Raw genomic sequence first — 25,579 nt, 5'->3', positions numbered from 1 at the left:
AACTCAAATCTGGATAGCTAAATTTTTATGAGATTACCGTTTTACATGTGCCAATTTCCAAAGAAAAAGGTAAAATGGGAAATGACTTTTTTAAGAGTCATGAGTAGGTTGGCATTAAGACAATCGCACCAAGACTGATCCCTATATGTAGCATACGAGGAATGATGAACTTGTGAAATCCAAGGAGGATGAGTTAGAACATGAATCTGAGCAAGCTTTAAACCAAGATTCATACTGGAATCAAAAGATAGAAGCAACCACAGATTCGTTGTCTGTTCATATTTCTCAGTCACAACTACAGCAAATTTCTCCTACTGCTTTAGCCTACCTGGGGGATGCAGTATACGAACTGTACGTCAGAATGTTTTATCTATTTCCACCCAAGCGACCAGACACTTATCATAGTTTAGTTGTGTCGCAGGTGAGGGCAGAAACGCAAGCGAAAATTATGCGTGATCTCAGTCCCCATTTAGTTAGTAGCGAGTTAGAAATAGTTCGACGGGGACGCAACGCCGCAGGTGGACGCCGGCATCGGCTTGAAGGCGAGATTTATCAACAAGCATCTAGTTTAGAAACTTTAATCGGCTATCTGTATCTCACTGATTGTCGGCGTTTAAAGGAATTGTTGCAAAAACTACGGTTAGAAAAGTAGCGTACTAACCTGAATACAAGCATTCATTCTTTAATGCAATTTGAGTAAATAAAATTAACAAAGGATGCCTTAAATTTTGGTACCCAAAAAACCCATGACTAATAAAACCAGAAAAATCAAGCTCGACGGTGAAAAGAGTAGCAGACAACCGCTGAAAATAAAGGGCGATCGCGTCCTGAGTCCCATCCGTCATCCTAGACGGAAAGATGGCGATGCTGCACCATCATTATCACAAAAGCAAAATCGTTCGCCTCATCCCAGGATAGAGCGAAAACCAGCAGAAGAGACGGATTTAATCTATGGTAGATATCCGGTGTTAAGTGCACTAGAAAATCAGCGCGATCTCAATCGCATCTGGATTACTTCCCGCCTACGCTACGATCCCCGATTTCACTCCCTGATTTTACAAGCAAAAGAAAACGGCACGATTATTGATGAAGTAGATCCCAAGCGCTTAGATCAACTTACCTCCCTTGCTAACCACCAAGGTGTCGCCGCGCAAATAGCACCATACTCCTATATTGATTTGCCTGAGTTAATTACCAGAGCAAAAAAACATAGCGATCCTGTCATTATCGCTGCTGATGGGATCACAGATCCCCACAACTTAGGCGCAATTATTCGTACAGCAGAGGCGATTGGCGCTCAAGGATTGGTAATTCCTCAACGTCGAGCAACTGGCATTACTTCTACAGTGATGAAAGTTGCCGCAGGTGCTTTAGAAAATTTTCCCGTAGCTAGAGTTGTCAATTTACACCGTGCTTTAGAAGAACTTAAAGAAGAAGGCTTCTGGATATACGGTACAGCTACTGATGGAAGTTTACCTTTGCACACGGTAAATTTTACTGGTGCTATGGTTTTGGTAGTCGGTTCTGAAGGCGAAGGGATCAGTATGCTGACACAACGCTCCTGCGATGTTTTAGTGTCAATTCCGTTACAGGGTAAAACACCCAGCTTTAATGCTTCAGTAGCAACGGGAATGGCGTTGTATGAAATTTATCGCCAACGTTGGACAAACACTTTACATTTAACTTAAAGAAATTGCTAAGAAATGCTTTGAAAAAATTAGCGTAAAAGAGTATAAAGAAATGTAAATCATACAAAATCAGTAACACGCCCTTTAACACGCTGTACCACATTTAGAAATTGGTGAAATCCATGAAAAGCATTTGGAATAACCTGAAGGAATTGTTGATTAATACTTTTCACAATTTTGGTTTGGCTTGGTGGGTTGAGATTATAACACAAAATCCCCGTTGCACATACTACTTTGGACCATTTCTCAGTGAAGTGGATGCCAAAGGCGCAATTAAAGGCTATGTGGAAGACTTGGAACAGGAAGGAGCACAGGGCATTGTGATTAATGTCAAGCGCTGCAAACCCCAAGCTTTGACTATTGCTGACGACTTGGGGGAACGGATTGACCGCAAAGTAAGGCCTGTCTTTAGCGGTCAGATGTAATTACTTCAAGGCTAATAGGTTGACAAATGTCCGTATTTATGTAATGTCGCTTTTAACAGGTCATTAGCGATCCGCATCTACCCCCTCCTCCGAATTTTTTCTTTGGAGGGGCGTTATTTCAATTCGTAATTCGTAATTCGTAATTATGAAGCTAGGGTATGGGCTGGGTTTTGATAGGAAAATCATTCAGCGTCACTTTTGGGAAAAAGTCGGTTTAAGTCTAGTAAGGTATCTTCAAAACCAGGAATTGGCACTGATTGGTTAGATAAAGAAATCTGCTTGCCCAGATAGCTAAACTTCTTCTGAGCATTTTGATACGGTTGGTTGTAACGCTCAAGTTGACGCTCCGGCAAATTCACAATCCAGTAATTGGAAATTCCTGCTTCCGCATACAAACATAGCTTTGTTGTTTGATCGTAATCTAGCGTTTTGTCCGAAATTTCGATCACTAACAAAATATCTTCAGGATAAGGATGATGAGCGAGATAGTCCTCATCTTTTCCTCGTGCAATTACTACATCTGGCTCAGGCTCACTTTGATTGGGAAGGGTGATGGGATCTTGTCCACGAATAACAGCGCTTTCACCTAATAGCTGATCGAGTTGGCGGCATAGAATGGAACTACAAACTGTATGCGGCGTTCCCTTTGCAGTCATTTGAATCAGTTCTCCGCGAATCAATTCAATGCGATCGCCTTCTGTTATAAATCCGAGTTCAATCAACCGATGATACTCGTTTACAGTAAATCGCTTTGGTATAGCAATCATGGACATCCATCAGATAAATCTGTTTTCACTTTAGCTTGCGTTACAGGAATTCGCAGTGTTGCTTTTTCAAAGAACTCGTCCGTCAATGGTGGGATGTCAGAGTAATCAATATCCTCATCTGACAGGGATGCCACAAATAATTTTTTCTCACGATCTGCGGCAAAAGCAAGACAAGCTTTGATATCTTCGTCCGTGAGTTCAGAAAAATCTTCCAAAATCTCTTCTGGTGTCATCCCACCCGCAAGATATTCTAAGATGTCGGAAACTGTGATTCGCATTCCTCGAATGCACGGCTTACCACTGCGTTTACCTGGTTCAATCGTAATAATTTTGTCGTAATTCATGTATCGGTACTTATGCAAGATTTATGTTTATGATAGTTGGAGGTTAGGGAACTACACAATCTGTGCCTCAAACTGTTGCCAACAGAGGTATAATGCACGGGGTACGTGAAAGCAGCCTTTCCATTTGCCACCTTTGAGGTTTAACAGTACTTCCCCACGGCGATTGAGATAGCCAAACCACTCACCGTGCTTTTGATCGCTAAAGTGTGACCAAGCATATTCATGTACTTTTTGATACCAATCCCAACAAGCCTCGCGTCCCGTCAGGCGTAAGCCCATTGCCAATGCAACCAAAGATTCTAAATGTACCCACCAAAGCTTTTGATCCCATTCCAGTTGCTGTGGAGGATAACCGTTTGCATCCATAAAATAATACAACCCACCGTACTCGCTATCCCAAGCAAAATTCAAGATATTTAGTACCACATCAACAGCTTGGTTAATAGTTTTGGTATCGTTGTTCCTCCGGGCAATGTCCATGATAAACCACATTGCTTCGATCCCGTGACCTGGATTAATTAACCTTCCCTCAAAACAATCAACGTGAGAACCATCGGGAGCAACATTTTCATACATCAACCCCTGTTGTTGATCGAAAAAATCCGTCATCACTTCACTGACGGTTGCAGCAAGTACGTTTTCCAATGTTTCCTTGGGCAACAGCCACTCCATTTCCAGAGTTAAATTGGCTAAAATCATCGGTACTGCCAAAGCTTTCATTGGACGTGTGCCTGGATAAGTCTTGTTATAATTCCCCTTCGGGTTATCCTTACGACGCAAAACGTTGTTGTAAGCTTGCATTGCCACATCCTTTGCCCAATCTTCACCAGAAGCAAGAGCGTATTGACTAAATGCCATTGCAGCAAAGCAATCAGAAAAGATGTTGTAAGGTTGAACCAGTGGCTTTCCTTCACGGGTGAGTGCAAAGTACCAGTTGCCTTCAGCATCTCTACCATGTTGGGATAGGAATGTAGCACCAAGTTGAGCAATTGTCAACCAGTTTTCGCGTTTTTCTAATTGGTTATAAAGCATGGAAAAAGTCCACACTTGGCGGTTTTGCAACCAGATGAATTTGTCTGTGTCGTAAACTTTACCAGTGCGATCTAAGCAGGTAAAATAACCGCCAAGCTCCCAGTCGAGGGAGTGTTTTTCCCAAAATGGCAGTACGTCGTTCAGGAGCGCGTTTTTGTAAAGTTCAGCTAGTGCTTTAAAATCGTGTTGCATAAATTTCCTCCCATGAATATGCCAAAATCAATAGCGTCAATTATCGCCTTGCTGTGGATGGACTAAATATTGGGAACCACAGATGCACACAGATAAACACAGATAATTTATCGGTGTTTATCTGTGTTTATCTGTGGTTAATTATCATATCAGCGACTTTGGCAAGAGATTTAATTTCTGTCTTGTGAGTGAGGAAAGTATTGATATTTGCAGCTTACTGTGGAAACCATGTTGTACTGGTAAAGAAACTGTATGCAACTGATTGAAGCAGTCGTCGCTAAAGTTAATGATTTGCAAGATGGTGAAAAGCGGCAGGTTACTGTTGGTGATAAAGACGTACTGCTGATGCGTGTGAATGGTACGTTTCACGCGGTTGGAGCATACTGTACCCACTATCAAGCACCGTTGGTAGAAGGAGTGCTGAGTGGAGAGCATGTAGTTTGTCCTTGGCACAATGCTTATTTTAATATCATCACAGGTGACCAACTAGAACCACCAGGTTTAGATTCTTTACCTTGTTATCAAGTCAGGGTAGAAGGTGAAGATGTTATTGTCAGCGTAAAAGAATTAGCGTCTGATACCAGAACGCCAGTCATGGCACAATATAATAGTAGTGCTGATGGACGCACTTTTGTAATTTTGGGAGCGGGTGCGGCAGGTGCTCATGCAGCAGAAACTTTGAGAACTGCAGGCTACCAAGGGCGAGTTATGATGGTGACAAGTGATGAGCAACTACCATATGATCGCACTTGGTTGAGCAAAGACTATTTTATCGGTCAAGTTGCCAAAGAACAAGTACCACTCAGATCCAGTCAGTTCTACAAAGACCACAATATTGAAGTACTGTTAAATAAACAAGCAGTAAAAGTTGATAGCGGGACAAAAACTATCACCTTTGCCGACGGTGACACGATAAATTACGATGCACTGCTGCTAGCCACAGGTGGTAAACCACGACAACTAGATGTTGAAGGGGCAACTTTGCCAAACGTCTTTACCTTACGCAGCTTTGCAGATAGCGATCACATTCTAGCAGCAGCAGAACAATCCCAGCAAGCTGTAGTGGTTGGCTCAAGTTTTATTGGGATGGAAATAGCTTCCGGTTTAACCCAACTTGGTGTAAAAGTAACAGTAGTTTCACCTGATATACCATTCAAGAAAATTTTAGGCGAAGAACTGGGACAAATATTTCAAAAAGTTCATCAAGAAAATGGCGTATCCTTCCAAACAGGCAAAATTACCAAGTTGCAAGGTAATGGCAAAGTAGAAGCAGTAATTTTAGATAACGGCATAAATCTCAAAGCTGATATGGTTGTCGTCGGGATTGGCGTACAACCTGCTACCGAATTTATCTCAGGCATCACCTTAACCAAAGACAAAAGCGTGCCAGTAGATGAATACCTTTGTGCTGCAGATGGATTGTATGCAGCAGGTGACATCGCCAGCTTTCCTGACTGGCGCACAGGAGAGACAATGCGCATCGAACACTGGCGCGTTGCCGCACAACAAGGACGCATTGCCGCATATAATATGGTAGGCAAACCCACTAAATTTAGAACTGTACCTGTATTTTGGACAATGCAGTTCAAGTTTCCCTTACGCTATGTCGGACATACTCAAGAGTGGGATGAAATTATTATCGATGGTAAATTGAGCGATCGCTCCTTCATTATCTTTTACATTAAAGACAACCAAGTCTTAGCAGCAGCATCCAGCCAACGAGATACTCAAACAGCAGCAATTACCGAATTGATGCGCTTGAATCAAATGCCACATCCAGATGTTTTGCGTCAGGGTAATTTTGATTTAGTTAAGTTGTTGGAGGTAACCGCAAACTAGAAATACGTAAGCGTAAATCTACAATTGCAGTTTGAATATCTACCGAGTGCCAACGCTGCGTCCAAATTCCTTCTTCTATTGAGCGTTGTTCAACTCGTTCAAACAACTGCCCAAAGGTTTGGGGTTGGGTTAGTTCTTGACGCAGCCATTTGCTTGACACACCCAAAGTGTTTGCTATAATTATAATGTCGGCAAGAGAGTGCTGATAGCCGTTTAAAATACGCTCCCAGAGTTTCCGTAGTTGGTGACGACAAAGCAAGCGAGTTTCAATTGCATCTGCTGACTCTACCAAAAAGGTTTGCTTCTGTTTTCCCATTGAAGTCCACTCATTTAACTGGTTTGCTAAGCCAATGTCGGTGCGCCCAGTTTGTCTTGCAGAAGTTACTACCTTTACTAAGGGACTATGACGAAAACGGGCATTTACTCGCAATAGTGCTTGGTAAAATGCTACATCTTCAGGTGTGCGCACGGCTGGTAATCCTCCAGCTAAGGCATACATTTGGCTTGTTACTGCTAGGCTTGCTCCGTAGTGTTGGTAGTGGCGGGGAAAGGGATCGTAAGGATCGGGATCGAGGTATGATTCTAGTTCGGCAATTAAATAACGATAGCCAACCTCTCGCAGATGACAAGCTCTGGCGTAGGGGTGTAGTGCAGTAAGCTCAGTAGTTTCGGTGAGAATTCTTCCTCCTACAGCATCAGCGCCGCAGCTAATTTCATACATAATAGCGGCAATCCAGGTTGGACTAACTTGCGAGTCACCATCGGTGGAAGCAATAATTCCTTGTTTATGTGCTAAACTATTGAGACGACGATATGCTTCATCCATCAAAATCTGTCTTACTCTACCAATGTAAGCTTCTGCTGGAGGAAGTGTTTTCTCAACTACATGCAGTGCTAAGTCTGGATGTTGTTGCGCAAAACGATTGGCGATCGCCGCTGTATTATCGCTACAATTATTTGCAAGCACGATAATTTCGTAGCGTGTCGGATCTAACCGATTTCCTTTTAAGTCTATTTGATTTGCCAGGGCAGTAAGAGTAGCTTCAATTGTTTCTGCTTCATTGCGCACTGGTACAATAACGCAGACTTCACACTGAGGTGAAGGTGGTGTCGGCACTAGTTGGGATAAGTCCCTATTTATTAATATAGCTTCCAAGTCAGCGACTGTTAGCAAACGCTCACTTTCCACATAAACCATTTTTCCGTCTCCACCGAAAACAGACACCTATTCATGCCAAAATTAAAATATTTAAATTTCTTTATATAAATTATGTGTATGAAGTCACTTAATTTTAATCCGCCAACGGAAAGACTTAGTGATAATTAAAACTCTACCAAGAGATTAATTGAGAAATTTTAGCTAAGTTATATGTTGAGCTTCGACGCGGGAGCAGATTGTAGTATTATTAACGGTGGCAACCTTTTTTGTACAGGAGTAAAGCAGCAAACGCAAAGGAGAAAAAGGTGCAACAAACCGTTGAGAAATGCCGCTTAGGTGTACGGGGAACAGTTTTGACACCAAAAGCATCAATCTTAAAGACAAGAAAATAAATGTATTGCTGCTGTGCTTAGAGTACGACTATTTATAAATTGTAAGAACGGTTACTAATGGAACACTTAAATTCTTCACAACAAACCCAAAGCGTTGCTGAATTGTCAGAACAAAAAACTTCACTTATGGAGCCGACAGCAACCACTCCCACAGAATTACAAAGAGATATTAATAAACCAGAAAGAACGCGTCGGCGGTTCCAACCTCTGGTAGTATTAGGAGTGTTTTTGGGAGCAGGTGCGATCGCATCGGGAGTTTACGCCTATCGTTGGTTGCAGTATGCTCAACAATATCCTCAAACAGATTACGCTTACGTCGCCGCAGATACTTACAGCGTTACTTCCCGTGTCGCGGGGGTAGTTACCTCTGTGGCAGTTAGTGATAATCAAATGGTATCTCCGGGAATGCTGTTGGTCAAGATAGATCCCGGTGAATATCAAGCAGTTTTGAATCAAGCAAAAGCATCACTAGAATTAGCCAAGCAGCAAGCAGCCCTAGCACGAGAAAACTTGCAAGCAGCAACTAGTATTCCTGCACCTGCACCAATTCCCACTCCCGTCACTAAAAATGCTTCTGGAAAACCAGCAGCAATCAAACCAAGAATAGTACAGCCACCAACTATTAACCAACAAACACAAATTAATCAGCAACAGTACAAAACAGCTTTAGCGGCTGTTGCGCAAAAGCAAGCAGAAGTCAAAGCGGCTGAGCTACAATTATCTTACGCTAACGTTACTGCATTAGTACCTGGAAAAGTCGGGAGCAAAAATGTTACGGTAGGACAACGGGTACAACCAGGGCAGACTCTAATTACAGTAGTGCAACCAAATCCTTGGATTGTTGCCAACTTTAGAGAAACTCAGTTAGAAAAAATTCAGCCAGGGCAAAAAGTATCAATTAAAATCCCTGCCTTCCCCAATCAGAAGTTTCAAGGCAAGGTAGATAGTATGGCTCCGACTTCTTTTGGCAAAGTTTCCCCTTTACCACAAGAAAATGCTGCGGGTAATCAAGTTAAGAATAATGAAGGCGTGCAAAGAATTCCCGTCAAGATTTTGTTAGAGCCTCAAAGTATTAAAGGTTATGAAACTAGACTAACTCCGGGAATGTCAGCAGTGGCAACAGTACAGACGAAATAATCAAAACTAGTGGGAATTAAGTGAGCGCACGACGAGCTAGTTTAGCATAAGTCTTGACGGTTTCATAGGGCATTTCTAAATCTTGAGCGATCGCCAGTAACGATTCTCCCATTTCACGCCTTGCCAAAATTGTCGCCCTTGTCTCACAAACAGACTGGGCACGACTTCCACCTGTGCGTTTTTGTTCAGACATTAATAAGGATGTCAATTCCGAAATACGTTGGGCGAGTACATTTTCTACAGAATTGGCTACTGGCTCTGTTTTCCCTATCCAACCCAAACGAGTTTGCCCCAAACCAAAAGTTGTTTTATGTCCAGTGCCACAGTAAGGAGCTAATTCACCTAAACTATAAAATAATTGCGTAAATTCTACATTTTCCTGGGCAGCTTGAGATAAACCATACTCAATTGCACCCGTAAACCCAGTTACTGAACCTTTCTTCCCAGCCGCCACTTTCAGTGATTCTAGTTGGTGACGATGAATAATTACTCCTTCATCCACCCACTCTAAAAACTCTTCAAAGTTATATTCTTTTCCCGAAAAGTCATTCCACCGACGCAAATAGCTGTGGAAAACATTAACAGGTATGGGTAAAGGTAGGTGATGCCCTTTGCGACGAAAACTTGTTGGGGTGAGAAAGCTGAGAGTTAAGGTGGATGATTTGGGTGAGTGATGGAATAAGTCTAAGTAGGTGGTGGGGGGTAAGGCGATTTGACAACTTTTAATTTTTAATGGTGCGTTACGCAACTCCAGCACATCTGGTAATTGTTGTACCCATGACGCCAACCACTGCACCACTCGTTGAGAAAGTACAGTTACATACCAAAGATATGTTTGGTCACTTTGTAATTGTAACTGTTTGCCTGTGCTTGATAACGCTCCTTCTAAGCTGGAGATGGTGAAAGGCTTTTCTGATTCACCATTATGGAGATACGCAGAGAGTTCGGAATTATGCGATCGCACTTGGTCAAGGAACCAAGCGTGTAAGCCTATGGTATACTGTGGGTAAACATAGGCGTTCTCTTGGGGTGACAGTTCAAATACTAACCCTACTAATTCTGTATTATCTGACCAATTGAGAGATGTTTGTTGCTTGTGTTGCGTTTTCCTGGGCATTACCCCATGCCCTTTTTAAGCTCGTCGAATTTGGGGAAGCTTGATGTCGTAACTCCTAAACAAAATCGCGGCGATGTTTGTCAGCAGACAGGAGATTGCCAGCCACATGAGGATGTACGTGGGAGCCATGACTACGCCAATCATGAACCAGGTGTAGACGTGGAGTATCATGATTGAAGCAAAAAAGCTGGCAATTGCTGCAGGAAGCCAGATTTGTGGTAGGGGGCGACGCAGTGCCGCAAAAATCATCGTTACTATTGTGGTACACAAGTTTGCTGGTACGAGAAATGCACAAATGCTGACGCAGTTGGCACGGGAGAATTCGGCTATGCTGTTGAAGTCAAGCATTAATATTTTGGCAATGTTGTCCACTCTAATATAAAACGGTGGATGAATTTTTGCAAAAATGCAACATTATTTGTGGTGTTACTTGAATTATTTTTGTATAACTTAACATTTTTTATTATAGTTTCCATCTGATGGTGGAGACGCCCCACCGGGGCGTCTCTACGGCAATGTAATTCTCCTGTATACTCATTATCCCATCAAAATTACTGTATCTATAACGTGAATTACGCCGTTATCTGCTTCAATGTCTGCTGCTAAAACTGTGGCATTTTTAACTTCAAACCCATCAGAACAATCTATTCTAATCTCTGAACCTTCTACAGAAGTCACACTATTAACTTTCGCTAAATCAGCTTTTGTTAGTTTTCCAGAAACAACATGGTATTTTAAAATTCTGGTTAATTGGGGAATGTTTTGTACTAAAGTTTGTATAGTCCCTGGTGGTAGTTTAGCAAAAGCGTCATCATTAGGTGCAAACACCGTAAAAGGACCAGGACTTTTTAATGTATCTACTAACCCCGCCGCTTTTACAGCTGTCACTAGAGTTTGGAATGAATCTGCACTTACTGCAATATCAACTATATCAGCCATTTGGGTGTATGGAGTGCGCACAACGTTATATTTTAGCAACGAAGCGACAGGTTAGTAGAGCAAATTGTCCATCTAGCTCAAACTAATACCAAATAGAGTAGAAAGCACTACATTAAGATCGCTGGGAACGGCGTATGTGTTAATATCTTTGTGAACTACTTTTTCTTGGCGCTCAAAAATGCCAAATTTCCAGGTATCCCCTGTTGTCACAGTACCATAGAGCATGGGAACTGTTGAGTCAGTCCATTGATCTAGGGCAATTAATTCTACAGCTAACTGGGTAAAACCTCTTGATAAATCGGCATTTTTCGCTTCAATCACTAATAAATTTTGCCCAGTAGGAATGAAATAATCAAAACTGCCTTTGAGCCAATTACTCACTCTTACAGGATATTCGATTTTGAGTGGTACTTGAATAAATTTGCAAACTGTCTTGAGAATCGGAAAGATTAATGCTTCACGTCTAGCCATTTCTGAAGCAGGATCTACCAAGGTAAGATTTTCTTGTAGTTCTATTTTCAGTGGTTCAGGATCGATTGGCAACTGTTGTGGGAGTTGAAGTGAGTTATTTTTGAGAGCAACACCAAATTCAGCTAGGATATCGGCGCTATCGTAGGCTAATTCGGCGTACTTGCTGAATGTATAGCTCTCTGATGGATTGAGAATCCTGCCTCTACTCATGAGTTAGGCGATCGCACAAAAGCGAAGACAATGGTATTGATTATAATTATACTTCTTCACAGCCATTTATATCCTGACGCAAAGGCGCATCGCCAAGATCTTTTTGCGTCAGGGCGTAGAGGGTGAGATTTTCATTATGAATCAATTGATCGCCGTGATATTATACCGGGGGTGAAAAACACAATACCCCAATCAAAATGTACATTAATGCGTCGATTTTGCAAAACTTGTGCGATCGCTTTCTTCGTCTGCCTATTAATTTCCTTACCTCAGCTAGTTGTGGCTTCAACTATTGAAGGTTCTAATGGTAGCAATCAGTATTGGAATTTATTCATTCAGTATGGTCCGGTTTCCTTGCTAGGATTGGGATTAACTATCTGGGTAATCACCAAACCAACACTGTTTCGGAAATATGTGGGCAAAGCTACTCCTGAATCTTTGGGAGTAATTAGAGTAATTGTTTGTGGAATTGTACTTGCACAAACACTTTGGGAAGATTATGCTAGTAGCGCCCTACTTCCCATAGAGATGCGTCTACCGATGGGAATGTTACAGTTATTTTATGCCCTTCCCATCAGTTTTGATCGATTAGTCAGCAGTGAGATTGGACTACAATTTCTCAAATGGCTGACGGTGGTGTTTGTTTTTTTAGGAATGATAGGCTGGCGAACTCGATTTGTTCTACCTTTAGGTGCTTTCGGCACTTTTATATTGGGTGGTATACTTCGTCAGTATGACCACTTTTATCATACAGGTTTAGTGCCACTGGTATTAATGGTGGTTCTTTGTTGTCTACCATGTGCAGATGGATGGTCATGCGATCGCTTGTGGAAAATCTATCAAGGTACCACCCCCATTGCTAATCGCCCATCATTATTATATGGTTGGTCTAGATATGCTTGTTGGGTGGTAGTTGCTCAAGTATATTTGGCAGCAGGTTTGAGTAAGCTGCGCATCGGCGGATTCTGGTGGTGGAATGCTACTAATATCAGAGCCACCCTCTATGCAGATGGTCTTAATTCCACGCAGTTTGATTGGGGATTATCACTGTACTTCACTAATGTACCAGATTTACTAGTAGCATTATTTGGTATTTTCGGTCTGGTAAGCGAATTATCTTTTCCTTTAGTCTTATTTTCCAGTTTCGCTCGTCGGATTTTGCCTTTCGGCATCATGATGCTACACACGGGCATATTTTTTCTCCAAAATGTGCCATTCTTTGATTTGATTGCATTACAGTTGATATTCTTCGATTTCACGAAATGGAGAATGTGGGTGGCGAGAAGAATTGCACGTCGCACTCAGCCAATTGAAGTTCTTTACGATGGGTTATGCCCTTTTTGCCGTCGGGTAATTCGTCTGCTTGACGGTTTCGATTTGTTTGATAGACTGGAGTTTGTTAATTTTCGCGGATTAAACTTGACGCAGTATAATCGCGATCGCTCACTCAACTTAAAGTTAACCGAATTAGATGAACAGATGTACGTCATCTATAAAGGAAAGCCATACCCTGGTTTTTACGGCTATAGAGTTATGGCTTTAGCGCTCCCGATATTTTGGCTGATTGTGCCATTGCTATTTTTTCCCGGAGTTGACATTCTCGGTAGGTTAATTTACGGTTATGTTGCTCGTAATCGTCTCAAGTTAGTGAGTTGTGATGCAAATTGCGCCTTAGTGCCAGAGGAAAATGACAGTTATGTTGTCGTTGAGGTACAGCAATTAGACAGTTACTCTCGACTAATTACTGGCTTATTCAGCATTCTCATGTTGATTTGGTTGTTTGGCATTGACTTTTATCCATTTAGTGCATGGCAAATGTATGCTGAGAACAACACTTCTGGTATAATTACATACTACAAAGTGCTAGCACATCGTCAATCTGGGGATAGTGCTCGCTTCCAAATAGAAAATGCTATTGGTGCAATGGCTGATGGAAGATACAGAGAGGTAATTCCCCGTTGTTTTGAGCCAAAGGGTGTGCAACTTTGTGAAAAGTTTCTCCACTCTTGTGCCACTGCTTACAATCGTAAGACAATCCCTAGTTTAATGGTAACACAATTTGAGATTCAGAAATGGCGCTGGGATTTCCGTTCCCATCCTAATGATCCCAAGTATGGTAATTTAGTCAATCGTTTTATTTTTGAGAGCAAAAAAGATTAGTAGCCGATAATTATAAGCATGATAATCAAAACTTAGATTAACTACTAGTGTAAAAAAGGAGAATTAATCATAATGGAAGATTCTACAGTGATTACAACCGAAGATTTTTCGTTAGAAGGTTGGATGCATAACCCAATCAATGATACTGAATGGGTACATGGCCAAGTTATCGAAAAAAAATCAGCAACTCTTAAGCAAAGAAGAATTCAAGGGAACTTATACTTCTACTGGAGAAGTTACAATGATTCTAGAGCAATAGGGGGACAAGTTTATACCCATGTACCCTGTCGCACTGGTAAACACGGACGTTCACCTGATGTTGCCTATCTTACATCAGAACTACTATTTAGATTTGGAGAACCTTCTGTGTTTCCTCAGAGTTTTCCACTAATTGCAGAAATTGTCTCCCATCATGATTTGGCGGAAGAAGTAATCACTAAAGCTCAAGAATATTTATATTCTGGTAGCGAAGAAGTCTGGCTGGTGTTTCCAGAAAATCGCTGGATTATTGTAATGACACAAACTCAACGACTTGTGTTTACGAATAATGAGATTATTAGCACTCAAAGTGTGTTGAAAGGTTTTAGTGTCGCTGTTGATGAGTTACTAAGCTGATGTACATTCATAGGGATTAGATACCCGACTTCTTAAAGAAGTCGGGTATCTACGAGATCTACTATAATAAAACAATGCAAATAACTCAGTGTCTTCATACAGCTATTACCGTTACTAACCTAGAGCGGTCTGAGCATTTTTATGGCACAATTCTAGCATTAGCCAAAGTTGATCGCGCTCTCAAGTTCCCTGGTACATGGTATCAAATCGGTGAATATCAACTTCACTTAATTGCCGCGCCAAATGTTAACCAAGAAACTCAAAACGAAAAGTGGGGGCGCAATCGCCATATCGCTTTTTCTGTAACTGACTTGGAAGCAGCTCGCGCACAACTACTATATTATAACTGCCCTATCCAATCCAGCGCTTCTGGTAGATCTGCCCTCTTCACCCAAGACCCAGATGGTAATATTATTGAACTAAGTCAACAGTAATGAGGGAGTTTGTGAGTAGGGGAGAATAAATGCTGAATCTAAAAAAATGAAGATTGTCGCTTACTCTTACACCAATCCTCTGTTAGAACCAGCCTTCGATATTACTACTTGGGTATGGGATGTGGATCGATTTTATCAAGATTTGGGTGATCGATCGCAACTTACTCAATTATTGCATGACTGTCAAACCGAGCCATTTGACTATTTATTAATTCCTAGCTTTGCCGAATTAGGAGATACTTTAGAAACTGTAAACGATACACTTGCTCAGCTAGAAAAGATGGGTGTGTCAGTTATTGCTGTTGCATCTGACAGTTCTACGATTCGCGCTGATTTGCTCAAATTAGCACATGAAATCCATCAACAGCACCGCAGTCAACTTATCCGCGCTGGACATGCTCGTAACCGACTAGAAACTCTTCCCCCTCCTGGAAGAGCGCCTTATGGTTATCGCAAATCTGAATACAAGTATATCATAGATCGCAGTACTTCTACAATAGTTAAAGATTTTTTTGAAAAATTTCTGCTCTATGGTTCTCTTAGAGGAGCAGTTAGATACATAGCAAAAAAATACGGTAAGAAAATTTCTGTGACGACAGGTAGACGCTGGTTGACTAACCCAGTGTACCGTGGGGATACAGCATATCACAATGGGGAAATTATCTCCAACACTCATGCGGCGATCGTTTCTCGCTCTGAAGCAGCACAAATTGATCGACTATTGCGGCGTAACAGTCATTTATCGCCTCGCACGAAGAGCGCACCTCGTTCTCTTGCTGGTTTAGTTGTGTGTGGTGAATGTCAGTCACATATGACAATTACTCGTGTTACTATACGTAACAAAGACAAAGAGTATCTTTATTTACGTCCTATTAGTTGTCCAAAATGCCCAAAATGTCGTGCCATATCTTATCAAGAGGTGTTAGAAAATACCATAGAAGTAATTTGTCGCGATTTACCTCTAGCGGTAGCATCCATGAATTTTCCCCAATTAGATGAGCTTAAGAATAGTTTATGTCAGTCCATTGCTCGTCAAGAACAAATTCTTGAGCAGTTGCCTGGTTTAATCGAGAGTGGGGTGTTAGATACCCAAACAGCAAAGCTAAGAGCATATAAACTCCGCACAGAAATATCTGCTCTGTTGGCTCAACTAGCGACTTTACCACCAGTTAATTTGCGTTCTGTTGCTCAAGCTGTTTCCATACCGCAATTTTGGTTAGATTTGTCAGAATCAGAACGAAGGTTTTACTTTCGTGAATTCATTCGACAAATTGAGATTATTCGTCCTCATCAAGAATTGCGAGTAATTTTTATTTTTTAATAAATCGTACAGACGTTCCGGCGGAACGTCTGTACAGCCGAAATTTTGGTACAGGAGGCGCAGATTGTTACCAATTAGCAACATTTGAGGCGACAAAGCGTCTGTGTGTAATCTAAGCAGTAAGTAAAATGATTGTCCTATATTATGCAATTCGTAAGCTTTATTTGGGGTCGTCTGGAAAAACAGTATCGTACAGTTGATCAAAGAGTAGATCAGTTATGGATGATAGTACTGTTGTTAGCAGCAGTATTAATGTTTACAATAAATTTAGGTGGGTTACCATTACGAGATTGGGATGAAGGTACTGTAGCACAAGTTGCACGTGAAATTTGGCAAGCCCCTTTAGGTTCTCTGCATTGGCTTTACCCAACTTTAGGTGGTGAACCATATCATAATAAACCACCGCTCATGCATCTGTTGATTGCTTGGGCTTACTCTTTGGGGGGTATGAATGAATGGACAACACGGATCAGCGGAGCATTACTGACAGCTTTTAGTGTACCATTATTATACTGTATTGGTCGGGAGATATTTCGTCAACGGTGGGCATCAGTATATAGCGCCCTAATTTATTTAACAATGCTACCTGTGGTACGTCATGGACGTTTAGCAATGTTAGATGGGGCAGCAGTATTTTTTTTGCTCGTGATGTTGTTGTGTGTTTTGCGATCGCGTCGGGATTTACGTTACTGTTTAGGTATAGGCATTGCCTTTGGGTTAATTTGTTTAACAAAAGGTATTCTTGGTATATTATTTGGGGCGATCGCAATTATCTTTCTGTTTTGGGATACACCAAGATTACTTACCAGTCGCTACATGTGGATAGCCATACTCATTGGTTGTATACCTGTGGCGTTGTGGTTTAGTGCGCAGTGGATCGAGTATGGTGATAATTTTACCTCCACTGGCTTGGTAGATCAATCCATTAGTCGTGTTTGGAAACCTGTTGAAGGTAACGCTGGAAAACCTTGGTATTATATTCTCGAAATTCTTAAATACACATGGCCATGGTTACTTTTTTTACCACATAGTCTGCGTTTAGCTTGGGAAAATCGTAACCTGAGCTGGGCAAAACTTGTCTTAGTGTGGAGTGCTGTATATTTAGTCAGTATATCCCTGATGGGAACTAAACTGCCGTGGTATGTATTTCCAATTTACCCCAGCCTCGCCTTAGCTATTGGCGCTTTGTGTGGGGAGATAGAAAATTTACCTGTGCTTACGCCTTATCCCCGTCCTTGGGTAGTTCTTTTATTTACACTATCTATAGTAGCAGGTGGTGGGAGTATTTATTTTGGTTGGGGTACACAACCACAACCAGACTTACAAATAGTTTTTGCTACAGTAGCTGCCACTATGGCTCTAGCCGCCATATTAGCACAAAGAGCTGATAAACAATTCCTGATAATTTTATTATGGGGAACTTATCTAGCACTGATGCTATTTATGATATCCGATCATTGGGTATGGGAATTAGCAGAAACTTATCCAGTTAAACCTGTGGCGACAATTTTGAAAAGAGGAACACCATCAAGTACAAAGGTTTACACCTCATATCCTCATAATCGCCCATCGCTAAACTTTTATAGTCAACGTACTATTATACCCGCAACCCATGTTCAATTAGAACATTTTTGGCAAAATCACAAACAACCCTACTTTCTACTCAACGATACTGCCTTAACTGAAATCAAACTAGAGTCAATCAAAGTAATTGACAAAGCCGAAAGTTGGACACTGGTAACAAAAGGAGTGGGGGAGAAAGGCAGTGAGGGAGAAAATTAACTTTAATACTCACAGACTCCCCTACTCACAGACTCCCCTACTCCCCTAATCTCTCCGTCTTCGGCAGAGCTTTAATTTCAAAGCTTGTATTTTGTTGAGTTATAGTAATCATACCTAAAACAATAGCACCTCCTACTGCCAAAGCTAGCATTGGGCGCAGGAGGACAAAATCTCTTAAAATTCTAGCTACAGGTCGGCTTTGACGACGTAGCGAAGATGACATAATTATTTGTCTTAATATAAATGGGTCACGAACATAGTGACCACTTTGACATACTACTAATTTTTCCTGGCAGTACGGACAATTAAATAATCCTGTGCAAGTCTTTACTAGTTTGGGGGTAGCATTTTTTTGGCAAATTGGGCAAGTAACATAATGATTATCAAAAGTGTGTGTATTCATTTAACTCGTCCGCCTAATCCACTTACTCGCTCTGGAGACATATCTACATAGCATTTTCAATAAACATGGGTATATCGGCTATAGTCTGATATAAACCATGAATCATAGAGATGGTATCTGTGTTCCCACAATAAACATGCTTAGTGGCAAATAATTCCACATGCTTCCATGTGTTCCCAATTTCTATAATAAACGCGCTTGGGGTTGCACAACACGAGTATAGCTAGATATATATCAAGATGGCTCCTTGCTACTCTATAAGACTGCTACTAACTACTAATTCTCTCCCATTTAAGCATTGTCCAGACAAAAATTTGGAGTTTGAGCAGATTTTTTACCAAAGCTTTGCACAAGGCATGGCTCCTCTGCATAGCTGCCGCTGGCTTTCTCAAGTAAAAACAAGGCTGTGCAAAATATTCACTTGTCTGAGGGCTAGATGATCGCTCACAATAAAATGTGAGACACAAATTTAAATTTTTTATTAAATTTACTCCGGCTATCAATGACTGTCCTACCTCCTACACAGTTGAGGAAGGTAATGGAACAATCTGTTTTTCCTTTTCCTTCCGTTCATTTAACTCATCTACTCAACCGTTTTCAACCATCTCCAGAAACCATCGTGCTGCTATTAGCTGTACTTATAGGTGGTGGTAGTGGTATGGGAGTTGTCACTTTTCACTATTTAATCGATCTAATTCACCACCTGATGCTAGAAAATTTTATGGGTGTCATAGGCAATTGGGGAGCTTGGACTCTAGCCTGTGTACCTACCCTGGGTGGATTAATTGTCGGATTAATGCGCTGGCGCACCCAAGATTTTGGTCCTGGGCTGTCAACGCTAATTGCCGCTTCTCAACAAGGAGAATTTAATCGTCCACTTCGTCCTGTAACCAAAATGATAGCAGCATCGGTGTCTTTGGGCAGCGGTGCTTCTTTAGGCCCCGAAGCACCAAGTGTAGAAGTTGGGGCAAATTTTGGTGTGTTGCTTTCTCAAGCTCTTCAAGTATCCCAAGAACGACGACGTTTGCTTTTAGGCGCTGGGGCTGCTGCTGGCTTAGCTGCTGGATTTAATGCCCCGATTGCCGGAGTGTTTTTTGCTCTGGAGGTAGTGTTGGGAGCAACATCTTTTGCCACTTCTGCTGTTAGTGTAGTGTTACTAGCAGCAGTTGTAGCAGCGTTAATTTCTCACATTGCTTTGGGCGCACAACCGGCTTTTGCTTTACCTGCTTACCAAGTGCGCAGTCCTTTGGAATTACCACTTTATATCGGTTTAGGTTTATGGGCAAGTGTGGTTTCGCTTGCCTATGCTCAAGCGATTAGTTTAGCAAAAGCCTGCTTTGATGGAAAGATACCTTATTTAAGATGGCTCGCTCGTATTCCTAACCCGATTCATCCAATTATTGGTGGTGCGATCGTTGGTATAGTAGCTTTACGTTTGCCACAAGTTTTAGGTATCGGTTATGGCACTGTGGAAGCAATGCTTCAAGATCGGCAGTTTTCTCTGAGTCTATTAATTGTATTGCTTGTGGTTAAGCTGCTCATGACAGCAATTAGTGCTGGTAGCGGTTTCGTCGGTGGTTTATTTGCCCCAGCAATGTTTTTGGGTGCTTCTTTAGGAGCAGCTTACGCCAAAATTTTGGCAAATCTAGCTCCTGCCATTAGCGATTTGATGGCTGCTCCCCCTGCTTACGCAATGGTAGGAATGGCGGCAGTGTTAGCTGCTAGTGTGAGAGCGCCGTTAACTGCAATTTTACTACTATTTGAATTAACGCGAGATTACCGAATTGTTTTACCGTTGATGGCGGCGGTTGGTTTAAGTGTGTGGCTGATTGAACGGCTTAAACCTACTTCTAACTCTAATTCTAACTTACAACAAATTGGTCTTTCTGAGTTGAAAGACGAACAAGCGGAAATTTTACAGCAAATTTTAGTAGAAGATGCTATGGTTTCTAGTCCGAAAAAGCTGCCAGCAAACATGAAAGTTGTGGAGGCAGCTTTGGAAATGACAAGCGATCGCTCCCTGAGTGCTTTAGTAATTGATGAAGCAGGGCAATTGGTTGGGCTAGTCTCTTTAGAAGATATTAACCGTACCCTTTCTATTTGGGAAACTTACCAAAATCCACCCGGAGAATTTCCTAGTAATTTATCCAATCAAACAATCATGGATATATGTACCACTGAAATTCTCTATGCCTATAGGGATGAACCTCTATCTGAGGCATTAGATCGGATGGCTCCTAGAGGATTGAATCAGTTACCTGTGGTTGCTCGTGACAACCATGAACGCATTTTAGGTTTGCTAGAAAGAGAGCAAATTGCCTTGACTTGTAATGTTGCTGTTACACGCAAGGCTCTTCGCCGCTATTTGCCTATTTCCCTGAAAACTGGTGTAGCTCTGAGTCAGTAGTCAAAGGGAATGGCTCATGGCTGATTGCTAATTGTTAGACCGCGCTCTCGCCATTAACCATTAACCATTAACCATGAGCCTCCCATAGACTATTTAAGCAGTTGCTTCTAGGTATTCTGCCTCTTCTCTATCTTCTGCGTCTACTTGTCTTAAACGAATGTGCTTTTTGCCCAGAGTAATTACAAACTCATCACCTGGTTTGAGGTTCATCTGTTTGGTGTAAGCCGAACCGATGAGTAAGTTGCCGTTAGACTGCACGCTAATTCTATAACTAGCACTGCGTCCTCCCCGCCCATTTAAACTGGGTGCGCTATCTAATTGTATGCCTTCAGCATCAATTAGAGCGTTTAGGAATTTCATCATATTGACGCGCTCTATACCGTTTTTGGTAACGGTATAGTAGCCGCACTGTTTAGCTTTTTCTTCCTTACTAAGGTTCTCTAGCTCTTTGACTTTGCCGAGCAGTTCCTCACCGATTAAGGGTTCAATTTTTTTCTGTTTAGCCATCAACTTAGAGCGAAAACGAATGGTCAAATTGTTTGAATCGATTTTATTTTAGCTGAGGTTGAGCGTTGACGAACAGAATAATTTAATTTTTATTTGCCACTTCACCCAAATTATGTTGCATCTACTTGGGAATTTTTGCGGGATTAGCATTATTGCCAACAAAAAATTTTTTTTAAAGAGAGTGGCAATGGTGATAACTATAGTTAGTGAATGACTGCTACACTGTATTTGATCAAGATTGCTACCAGCAACCAGGAGGGAAGGCTACCCCTAAAATAGGGATTATGGGCAACACAATGATAAGCAAAGCTGAATCATTGGTCATAGCTCATTAGTCATTGGCATCATTTTTTTTAATTAAGCGCCAATATGAAATTAACGACTAGAGGACATTATAGTGTCAAGGCGTTGCTAGATTTGAGTTTACAACCCAATTATGGTCCTGCATCTGTAAAACTAATTGCCAGACGCCAAGATATGCCAGCTCCTTACCTAGAAAAACTGCTAATAGAAATGCGTCGTGCAGGGTTAGTCAAATCTAGTCGTGGCAGCATTGGCGGTTATCAACTAGCGCGAGAACCACATAAAATCTGTTTAGGAGAAATTTTAGAAGCTGTTGGTGAAACAATAGAACCGTTGCCACATCATCAAGCAACCCCTGCACAAACAGAAGATTGGGTGACTTTTAGTCTTTGGCAAAGACTACACCAAAAACTTAAAGAGGCTTTATACAGCATAACTCTGGCCGATCTTTATTACGACGCCCGCTCTTGGCAAGCTTCTGTTGGAGAAGAAGCAAATTTTGTGGTTTAATTATTGGTCATTAGTCATTGGTCATCATTTTTTCTATTACCTATTCCCTATTCCCAAAGGACAAAGGACTATTGACTAATGACTGAAGCTGTTGTTTTAATCATTGCTGCTACTCTAGATTATTTGATCGGCGATCCGCGTGGTTGGCTTCATCCTGTACAAGTTATGGGGTGGATAATTACTCGTCTGAGTAAATTTACTTTGACTTACTGTCATCATCCTCTCACACAGCGAATAGCAGGGATCGCTCTAGCTCTACTCCTCATATTCGGTAGCGCCCTAAGCAGCATATGGATGATTCAAACTGCTAGATGGCTACATCCACTTTTGGGAACTGTCACTGAAATTATTCTTTTAGCTAGTTGTTTTGCTTTAAAAAGTTTACGAGTAGCTGCCGAATCTGTTTTACAACCTTTAACTCTAGGGCAGCTCACAGAAGCTCGTTCTATTTTAAGTAATTACGTGGGAAGAGATACACAAAAGTTAACAGAACCAGAAATTTTGCGAGCAATACTAGAAACAGTTACAGAAAATGCTACTGACGGAGTGATGGCTCCTCTTTTTTATGCCATTGTTGGTGCTTTTATCCCTGGAGTAGGCGCAACTCCTCTGGCTTTAGCATACAAAGCTAGCAGTACTCTTGATTCAATGGTGGGCTACAAACAAGCACCATATACTTATTTAGGGTGGTTTAGCGCCAAAAGTGAAGATTATCTAACTTGGATTCCTTGTCGATTAACAGTGATAACTCTAGCGCTTTTATCTGGAAAACCACAACATGTTTGGCGTATTTGTTGTCGAGATGCAATAAAAGATCCCAGCCCCAACTCTGGTTGGAGTGAGTGCGCCTACGCTGCTATTTTTGGTGTGCAGATGGGAGGTACGAATTGGTATCGCGGGGTGGCGAAAGACAAACCTTTATTGGGAGATGTCATTAATCCGATTACTCCAATTATTATTCAAAAGGCATTGCAATTAACTCGAATCGCATTTTTGCTGTGGTTGGGAGTGGCTTGCGCTCTAAATCCCCGACTTCTTGAAGAAGTCGGGGATTTGATTTGTGCGATGTTTTCATAAAAAGTCAGATTCGGGGTGATAGAAGAATATATTCCTCGACAAAGTGGTGGAAACAAGTGCTGCGTATTATCTGTATCTTAAAGTACGTCCCCATACCCCAAACTCAGTACCCTGCCCAAGTAAGGCGAACTGCTCAGACTAGGGAGGAACATTGCGGTGGATGAACAACTGCAAAACCTCATTCAGGAGTTATGTCAGCATAGCGAGTCATCTCCAAAGCGGCGGCGAGTTCTCAATCAACTACTGTTAACCATACAGCAATTACCAGGTCTTTACAAAGATCATCATCCCGACTATCCCATAGCTTTGAATCAAACCTGGGAATGGGTATGTCGCAACATTTGTCAATTTGAGCAGCGTCCCCCATCACTACAAGCAAGTTTAACTGCTTGGATCAATGGACACCTCAAATGGAGAATTCAAGATTTGTATAGCAGGAGGCATCCAGATTATAGGGGGAGGAATCCAGGTGAGATTAGCTTAGATAAAACTATTAGTAATGATAATGGAAATCAAATCCCCTTAAGTGAGCGATTGCTTAGCTCTCAAATGACGATAAATTTACTAGATGAGCTAATTGAAGAACTTCACAAAACAAACCAAGAGCGACTGGGTGAGAAGGTAAGGAAACACATTTTGCAAGATCGGCAAAATCTCAGAGCTTGTCATCCGCGTAAGCATCCAGAATGCCATTGTCAGTTGTTAGCAGAACGCTTACTTTTACAAGAACCACCCGATGCGATCGCTAACATTGCCAGAGAATTCAACATCAATGAGCAAACCCTTTACGCCCATTGGAAAAGGAGGTGCTTACCTCTATTGCAAGACATTGGACTAAACTACGGATACGAAAAATGACCAACACACAATCTGAATATATCACTGTTCTTCTCAGTGAAGATGCTCATCGCTGGGCAAAGGAATTTGCCACCCAGCAAGCGACAATTGAAAAAAGTAAACGAGTATATCTTAATACCTTAGCAGTCTACGCTGTTCACAGCTATCTTAAATGGCTGATGATCGAGACAGATATTACTCAAGGTGATAGCTGGCAACCAGGTTTAAGGGTACTTTTTGATGTTGCTGATTTAGTTGTACCAGGTGTAGGTAAACTGGAATGTCGTCCTGTGCTACCAGGTGAGGATGGCTTTAGTTTCAGTTGGCATGTGACAGACAGAATTGGTTATGTAGCTGTTCAGTTTCAGCAACAATTAGACTCAGTGCAGCTACTGGGATTTGTGTCGGCGATCGCCACCGATGAGTTACCAAAAAAGATTCATCTAGCACAATTGCAACCCTTGGATACTCTGCTCTATTTAATTGAAACTAATTCCGTTATTTCACCGGAACCATCTCTAGTTAACCTACGTCTCTGGCTTGAAGGTATCTTTAATCAAGACTGGCAACCCGCAGCATTAGTGCTAAATAGTAACTTTAAGAGTTTTAGAGATAGCACTAAAATAACTAATTCTCTTAGACGCGCTAAGAATATTAATTTAGCTGAGCAACTACTAATACTGGTAGTACAGCCAACACCTATTACGGAAAAAATAGATATTTGCTTGCAGCTTTATCCTGGTAATAATGGGATTTATCTTCCAGAAAATCTACAAATAACTGTTTTTGACCAGTCAGAAACTGCCTGTATGGAAGCGCGAACTAACAGAGATTCTAATCGTATAGAATTTAAGTTTAGTTGTCAACTTGGAGAAAAGTTTAGTGTCAAAATTATGTGGGAAAACTTCAGTGTGACAGAACAATTTATTGTTTGAGCCATGATGAGTAAAAGGGATGTTTTTTTTATCGTCCTTTAACCTTTTAATAACCTATTGATCTAATATCTGGAGTTAAACTGCAATTGCAACGTAAATATGTCGGCATTATATCCCAAACGAGTAAAAACATCTAACCATGTGTGAATGTTAGGGAATCAATTTTTAGGACTTATTGCCTTAACTGGGCGCTCGTTTTTGGGTGAATATTAAACCACAGGAAACGACTATGGCAATTGTTAAGCTGAGACTCAGAAGCAATTCTCAAGGTGGATTCGACGTTCTTTTAAGAACTAATACACAAGATATAGACGGTACTTTACCGCCTCTACCATCAGAATTAGAAACATCTTATATTCAATGGCAATTTGGCTATCGTCAAATAGATGAAGTGCGCTCGTGCATTGCTCCTCAACCAGGAGTACGTTTAACACCAAATAGTATAGAAATTCATTCCAATCAAGCTTATGCCGAAGCAGTAAGAAAACACCTAAATGAATCTGACTTTTCCCGTTAAGTCTCGAAAAGCTTACTCACAAAGGATTATGAAGAAGGGACACTATATACGGTACAGTA

At 41.4% G+C, this 25,579-nt stretch carries 25 protein-coding genes and 1 pseudogene; 16 read left to right on the top strand and 10 right to left on the bottom strand.

Annotation, left to right across the window (positions count from 1 at the left end):
- Positions 1–172 precede the first annotated feature (172 nt).
- The 3 genes from ICL16_RS46395 (at position 173) to ICL16_RS35915 (ending at position 2,113) form a co-directional block, all read left to right on the top strand.
- Positions 173–652 (top strand): ribonuclease III domain-containing protein, encoded by a 480-nt coding sequence (locus ICL16_RS46395; RefSeq protein WP_190836368.1) that lies wholly within the window; start codon positions 173–175, stop codon positions 650–652.
- A gap of 94 nt (positions 653–746) precedes the next feature.
- The gene (gene rlmB / locus ICL16_RS35920; protein WP_190836367.1) at positions 747–1,688 is read left to right on the top strand and encodes a 23S rRNA (guanosine(2251)-2'-O)-methyltransferase RlmB; all 942 of its coding nucleotides are present in this window, start codon (positions 747–749) and stop codon (positions 1,686–1,688) included.
- 122 nt (positions 1,689–1,810) lie between these two features.
- Positions 1,811–2,113, top strand: a complete 303-nt coding sequence (locus ICL16_RS35915; RefSeq protein ID WP_190836366.1) for a DUF1816 domain-containing protein — start codon at positions 1,811–1,813, stop codon at positions 2,111–2,113.
- 182 nt (positions 2,114–2,295) lie between these two features.
- Here the strand turns inward: ICL16_RS35915 and ICL16_RS35910 are convergent, their stop codons facing one another.
- The 3 genes and pseudogenes from ICL16_RS35910 to ICL16_RS35900 form a co-directional block, all read right to left on the bottom strand.
- Positions 2,296–2,880, bottom strand: coding sequence for a Uma2 family endonuclease (locus ICL16_RS35910; RefSeq protein ID WP_190836365.1), 585 nt, complete (start codon positions 2,878–2,880; stop codon positions 2,296–2,298).
- Positions 2,881–3,011: 131 nt separating this feature from the next.
- Positions 3,012–3,224: pseudogene (locus tag ICL16_RS46390) on the bottom strand (DUF433 domain-containing protein); the annotation flags it as partial.
- Between the two features lie 51 nt (positions 3,225–3,275).
- The gene (locus tag ICL16_RS35900; protein WP_190836364.1) at positions 3,276–4,448 is read right to left on the bottom strand and encodes a n-acyl-d-glucosamine 2-epimerase; all 1,173 of its coding nucleotides are present in this window, start codon (positions 4,446–4,448) and stop codon (positions 3,276–3,278) included.
- A 252-nt stretch (positions 4,449–4,700) separates the two neighbouring features.
- Between ICL16_RS35900 and ICL16_RS35895 the strand changes: the two genes are divergently transcribed.
- On the top strand, positions 4,701–6,287 hold the full coding sequence (locus ICL16_RS35895; RefSeq protein WP_190836363.1) for an FAD-dependent oxidoreductase: 1,587 nt from the start codon (positions 4,701–4,703) through the stop codon (positions 6,285–6,287).
- Here the strand turns inward: ICL16_RS35895 and ICL16_RS35890 are convergent.
- The gene (locus ICL16_RS35890) at positions 6,259–7,485 is read right to left on the bottom strand and encodes a glycosyltransferase family 2 protein (RefSeq protein WP_190836362.1); all 1,227 of its coding nucleotides are present in this window, start codon (positions 7,483–7,485) and stop codon (positions 6,259–6,261) included. The two genes, ICL16_RS35895 and ICL16_RS35890, sit on opposite strands and share 29 nt — an antisense overlap.
- Positions 7,486–7,895: 410 nt before the next feature.
- On the opposite strand from ICL16_RS35890, the gene ICL16_RS35885 reads away from it, so the two are divergent.
- Positions 7,896–8,975, top strand: a complete 1,080-nt coding sequence (locus ICL16_RS35885) for an HlyD family secretion protein (protein WP_190836361.1) — start codon at positions 7,896–7,898, stop codon at positions 8,973–8,975.
- A gap of 16 nt (positions 8,976–8,991) precedes the next feature.
- Here the strand turns inward: ICL16_RS35885 and cas6 are convergent, their stop codons facing one another.
- From cas6 to ICL16_RS35860, 4 genes are all read right to left on the bottom strand, one after another.
- Positions 8,992–10,092 (bottom strand): CRISPR-associated endoribonuclease Cas6, encoded by a 1,101-nt coding sequence (cas6, locus tag ICL16_RS35880; protein ID WP_190836360.1) that lies wholly within the window; start codon positions 10,090–10,092, stop codon positions 8,992–8,994.
- Positions 10,093–10,107: 15 nt separating this feature from the next.
- Positions 10,108–10,440: a hypothetical protein gene (locus tag ICL16_RS46385; RefSeq protein WP_238361104.1), complete on the bottom strand. Its 333-nt coding sequence runs from the start codon at positions 10,438–10,440 to the stop codon at positions 10,108–10,110.
- A 189-nt stretch (positions 10,441–10,629) separates the two neighbouring features.
- Positions 10,630–11,031 carry a fasciclin domain-containing protein gene (locus ICL16_RS35865; protein WP_190836357.1) on the bottom strand — a complete coding sequence of 134 codons (402 nt, stop codon included), beginning with the start codon at positions 11,029–11,031 and terminating at the stop codon, positions 10,630–10,632.
- Positions 11,032–11,103: 72 nt separating this feature from the next.
- Entirely contained in the window at positions 11,104–11,712 is a 609-nt protein-coding gene (locus tag ICL16_RS35860) for a hypothetical protein (protein ID WP_190836356.1), read from the bottom strand.
- Between the two features lie 207 nt (positions 11,713–11,919).
- Here ICL16_RS35860 and ICL16_RS35855 point away from each other — a divergent pair, with 207 nt between their 5' ends.
- The 5 genes from ICL16_RS35855 (at position 11,920) to ICL16_RS35835 (ending at position 18,024) form a co-directional block, all read left to right on the top strand.
- Positions 11,920–13,872, top strand: coding sequence for a DCC1-like thiol-disulfide oxidoreductase family protein (locus ICL16_RS35855; protein WP_190836355.1), 1,953 nt, complete (start codon positions 11,920–11,922; stop codon positions 13,870–13,872).
- A gap of 72 nt (positions 13,873–13,944) precedes the next feature.
- A complete protein-coding gene (locus ICL16_RS35850; protein WP_190836354.1) occupies positions 13,945–14,487 on the top strand; it encodes a Uma2 family endonuclease in 543 nt (180 codons plus the stop codon).
- Positions 14,488–14,561: 74 nt separating this feature from the next.
- Complete coding sequence (locus ICL16_RS35845; protein WP_190836353.1) at positions 14,562–14,921, top strand: VOC family protein; 360 nt, start codon at positions 14,562–14,564, stop codon at positions 14,919–14,921.
- Positions 14,922–14,967: 46 nt separating this feature from the next.
- Positions 14,968–16,242 carry a recombinase family protein gene (locus ICL16_RS35840; RefSeq protein ID WP_190836352.1) on the top strand — a complete coding sequence of 425 codons (1,275 nt, stop codon included), beginning with the start codon at positions 14,968–14,970 and terminating at the stop codon, positions 16,240–16,242.
- Positions 16,243–16,386: 144 nt separating this feature from the next.
- Complete coding sequence (locus tag ICL16_RS35835; protein ID WP_190836351.1) at positions 16,387–18,024, top strand: ArnT family glycosyltransferase; 1,638 nt, start codon at positions 16,387–16,389, stop codon at positions 18,022–18,024.
- Between the two features lie 37 nt (positions 18,025–18,061).
- Here the strand turns inward: ICL16_RS35835 and ICL16_RS35830 are convergent, their stop codons facing one another.
- Positions 18,062–18,427 (bottom strand): hypothetical protein, encoded by a 366-nt coding sequence (locus ICL16_RS35830; RefSeq protein WP_190836350.1) that lies wholly within the window; start codon positions 18,425–18,427, stop codon positions 18,062–18,064.
- Between the two features lie 502 nt (positions 18,428–18,929).
- On the opposite strand from ICL16_RS35830, the gene ICL16_RS35825 reads away from it, so the two are divergent.
- Positions 18,930–20,834 (top strand): chloride channel protein, encoded by a 1,905-nt coding sequence (locus ICL16_RS35825; protein ID WP_190836349.1) that lies wholly within the window; start codon positions 18,930–18,932, stop codon positions 20,832–20,834.
- 93 nt (positions 20,835–20,927) lie between these two features.
- On the opposite strand, the gene ICL16_RS35820 is transcribed toward ICL16_RS35825, so the two are convergent.
- Positions 20,928–21,341: an AbrB family transcriptional regulator gene (locus ICL16_RS35820; protein ID WP_190836401.1), complete on the bottom strand. Its 414-nt coding sequence runs from the start codon at positions 21,339–21,341 to the stop codon at positions 20,928–20,930.
- Between the two features lie 369 nt (positions 21,342–21,710).
- Here ICL16_RS35820 and ICL16_RS35815 point away from each other — a divergent pair, with 369 nt between their 5' ends.
- The 5 genes from ICL16_RS35815 (at position 21,711) to ICL16_RS35795 (ending at position 25,520) form a co-directional block, all read left to right on the top strand.
- Positions 21,711–22,154: an Rrf2 family transcriptional regulator gene (locus tag ICL16_RS35815; RefSeq protein ID WP_190836348.1), complete on the top strand. Its 444-nt coding sequence runs from the start codon at positions 21,711–21,713 to the stop codon at positions 22,152–22,154.
- 78 nt (positions 22,155–22,232) lie between these two features.
- Complete coding sequence (cbiB, locus tag ICL16_RS35810; protein WP_190836347.1) at positions 22,233–23,231, top strand: adenosylcobinamide-phosphate synthase CbiB; 999 nt, start codon at positions 22,233–22,235, stop codon at positions 23,229–23,231.
- A 156-nt stretch (positions 23,232–23,387) separates the two neighbouring features.
- Positions 23,388–24,089, top strand: a complete 702-nt coding sequence (locus ICL16_RS35805; protein ID WP_190836346.1) for a hypothetical protein — start codon at positions 23,388–23,390, stop codon at positions 24,087–24,089.
- Positions 24,086–25,003 (top strand): DUF1822 family protein, encoded by a 918-nt coding sequence (locus ICL16_RS35800; protein ID WP_190836345.1) that lies wholly within the window; start codon positions 24,086–24,088, stop codon positions 25,001–25,003. Before ICL16_RS35805 ends, ICL16_RS35800 begins: the two co-directional genes overlap by 4 nt.
- 229 nt (positions 25,004–25,232) lie before the next feature.
- The gene (locus tag ICL16_RS35795; protein WP_190836344.1) at positions 25,233–25,520 is read left to right on the top strand and encodes a hypothetical protein; all 288 of its coding nucleotides are present in this window, start codon (positions 25,233–25,235) and stop codon (positions 25,518–25,520) included.
- Positions 25,521–25,579: the final 59 nt, after the last annotated feature.

It is taken from the genome of Iningainema tapete BLCC-T55 (assembly GCF_014698965.1).
In the GTDB taxonomy this organism is placed as follows: domain Bacteria; phylum Cyanobacteriota; class Cyanobacteriia; order Cyanobacteriales; family Nostocaceae; genus Iningainema; species Iningainema tapete.
The sequence above is the reverse complement of the archived record's forward strand: the minus strand, read 5'-3'. Positions and strand labels throughout refer to the sequence as shown.

What these genes read in the sequence shown, in the direction of transcription:
- rlmB (WP_190836367.1), top strand. Translation starts at nt 747, where the DNA reads ATGACTAATAAAACCAGAAAAATCAAGCTCGACGGTGAAAAGAGTAGC.
- ICL16_RS35915 (WP_190836366.1), top strand. Translation starts at nt 1,811, where the DNA reads ATGAAAAGCATTTGGAATAACCTGAAGGAATTGTTGATTAATACTTTT.
- ICL16_RS35910 (WP_190836365.1), bottom strand. Translation starts at nt 2,880, where the DNA reads ATGATTGCTATACCAAAGCGATTTACTGTAAACGAGTATCATCGGTTG.
- ICL16_RS35900 (WP_190836364.1), bottom strand. Translation starts at nt 4,448, where the DNA reads ATGCAACACGATTTTAAAGCACTAGCTGAACTTTACAAAAACGCGCTC.
- ICL16_RS35895 (WP_190836363.1), top strand. Translation starts at nt 4,701, where the DNA reads ATGCAACTGATTGAAGCAGTCGTCGCTAAAGTTAATGATTTGCAAGAT.
- ICL16_RS35890 (WP_190836362.1), bottom strand. Translation starts at nt 7,485, where the DNA reads ATGGTTTATGTGGAAAGTGAGCGTTTGCTAACAGTCGCTGACTTGGAA.
- ICL16_RS35885 (WP_190836361.1), top strand. Translation starts at nt 7,896, where the DNA reads ATGGAACACTTAAATTCTTCACAACAAACCCAAAGCGTTGCTGAATTG.
- cas6 (WP_190836360.1), bottom strand. Translation starts at nt 10,092, where the DNA reads ATGCCCAGGAAAACGCAACACAAGCAACAAACATCTCTCAATTGGTCA.
- ICL16_RS46385 (WP_238361104.1), bottom strand. Translation starts at nt 10,440, where the DNA reads ATGCTTGACTTCAACAGCATAGCCGAATTCTCCCGTGCCAACTGCGTC.
- ICL16_RS35865 (WP_190836357.1), bottom strand. Translation starts at nt 11,031, where the DNA reads ATGGCTGATATAGTTGATATTGCAGTAAGTGCAGATTCATTCCAAACT.
- ICL16_RS35860 (WP_190836356.1), bottom strand. Translation starts at nt 11,712, where the DNA reads ATGAGTAGAGGCAGGATTCTCAATCCATCAGAGAGCTATACATTCAGC.
- ICL16_RS35855 (WP_190836355.1), top strand. Translation starts at nt 11,920, where the DNA reads ATGCGTCGATTTTGCAAAACTTGTGCGATCGCTTTCTTCGTCTGCCTA.
- ICL16_RS35850 (WP_190836354.1), top strand. Translation starts at nt 13,945, where the DNA reads ATGGAAGATTCTACAGTGATTACAACCGAAGATTTTTCGTTAGAAGGT.
- ICL16_RS35845 (WP_190836353.1), top strand. Translation starts at nt 14,562, where the DNA reads ATGCAAATAACTCAGTGTCTTCATACAGCTATTACCGTTACTAACCTA.
- ICL16_RS35840 (WP_190836352.1), top strand. Translation starts at nt 14,968, where the DNA reads ATGAAGATTGTCGCTTACTCTTACACCAATCCTCTGTTAGAACCAGCC.
- ICL16_RS35835 (WP_190836351.1), top strand. Translation starts at nt 16,387, where the DNA reads ATGCAATTCGTAAGCTTTATTTGGGGTCGTCTGGAAAAACAGTATCGT.
- ICL16_RS35830 (WP_190836350.1), bottom strand. Translation starts at nt 18,427, where the DNA reads ATGAATACACACACTTTTGATAATCATTATGTTACTTGCCCAATTTGC.
- ICL16_RS35825 (WP_190836349.1), top strand. Translation starts at nt 18,930, where the DNA reads ATGACTGTCCTACCTCCTACACAGTTGAGGAAGGTAATGGAACAATCT.
- ICL16_RS35820 (WP_190836401.1), bottom strand. Translation starts at nt 21,341, where the DNA reads ATGGCTAAACAGAAAAAAATTGAACCCTTAATCGGTGAGGAACTGCTC.
- ICL16_RS35815 (WP_190836348.1), top strand. Translation starts at nt 21,711, where the DNA reads ATGAAATTAACGACTAGAGGACATTATAGTGTCAAGGCGTTGCTAGAT.
- cbiB (WP_190836347.1), top strand. Translation starts at nt 22,233, where the DNA reads ATGACTGAAGCTGTTGTTTTAATCATTGCTGCTACTCTAGATTATTTG.
- ICL16_RS35800 (WP_190836345.1), top strand. Translation starts at nt 24,086, where the DNA reads ATGACCAACACACAATCTGAATATATCACTGTTCTTCTCAGTGAAGAT.
- ICL16_RS35795 (WP_190836344.1), top strand. Translation starts at nt 25,233, where the DNA reads ATGGCAATTGTTAAGCTGAGACTCAGAAGCAATTCTCAAGGTGGATTC.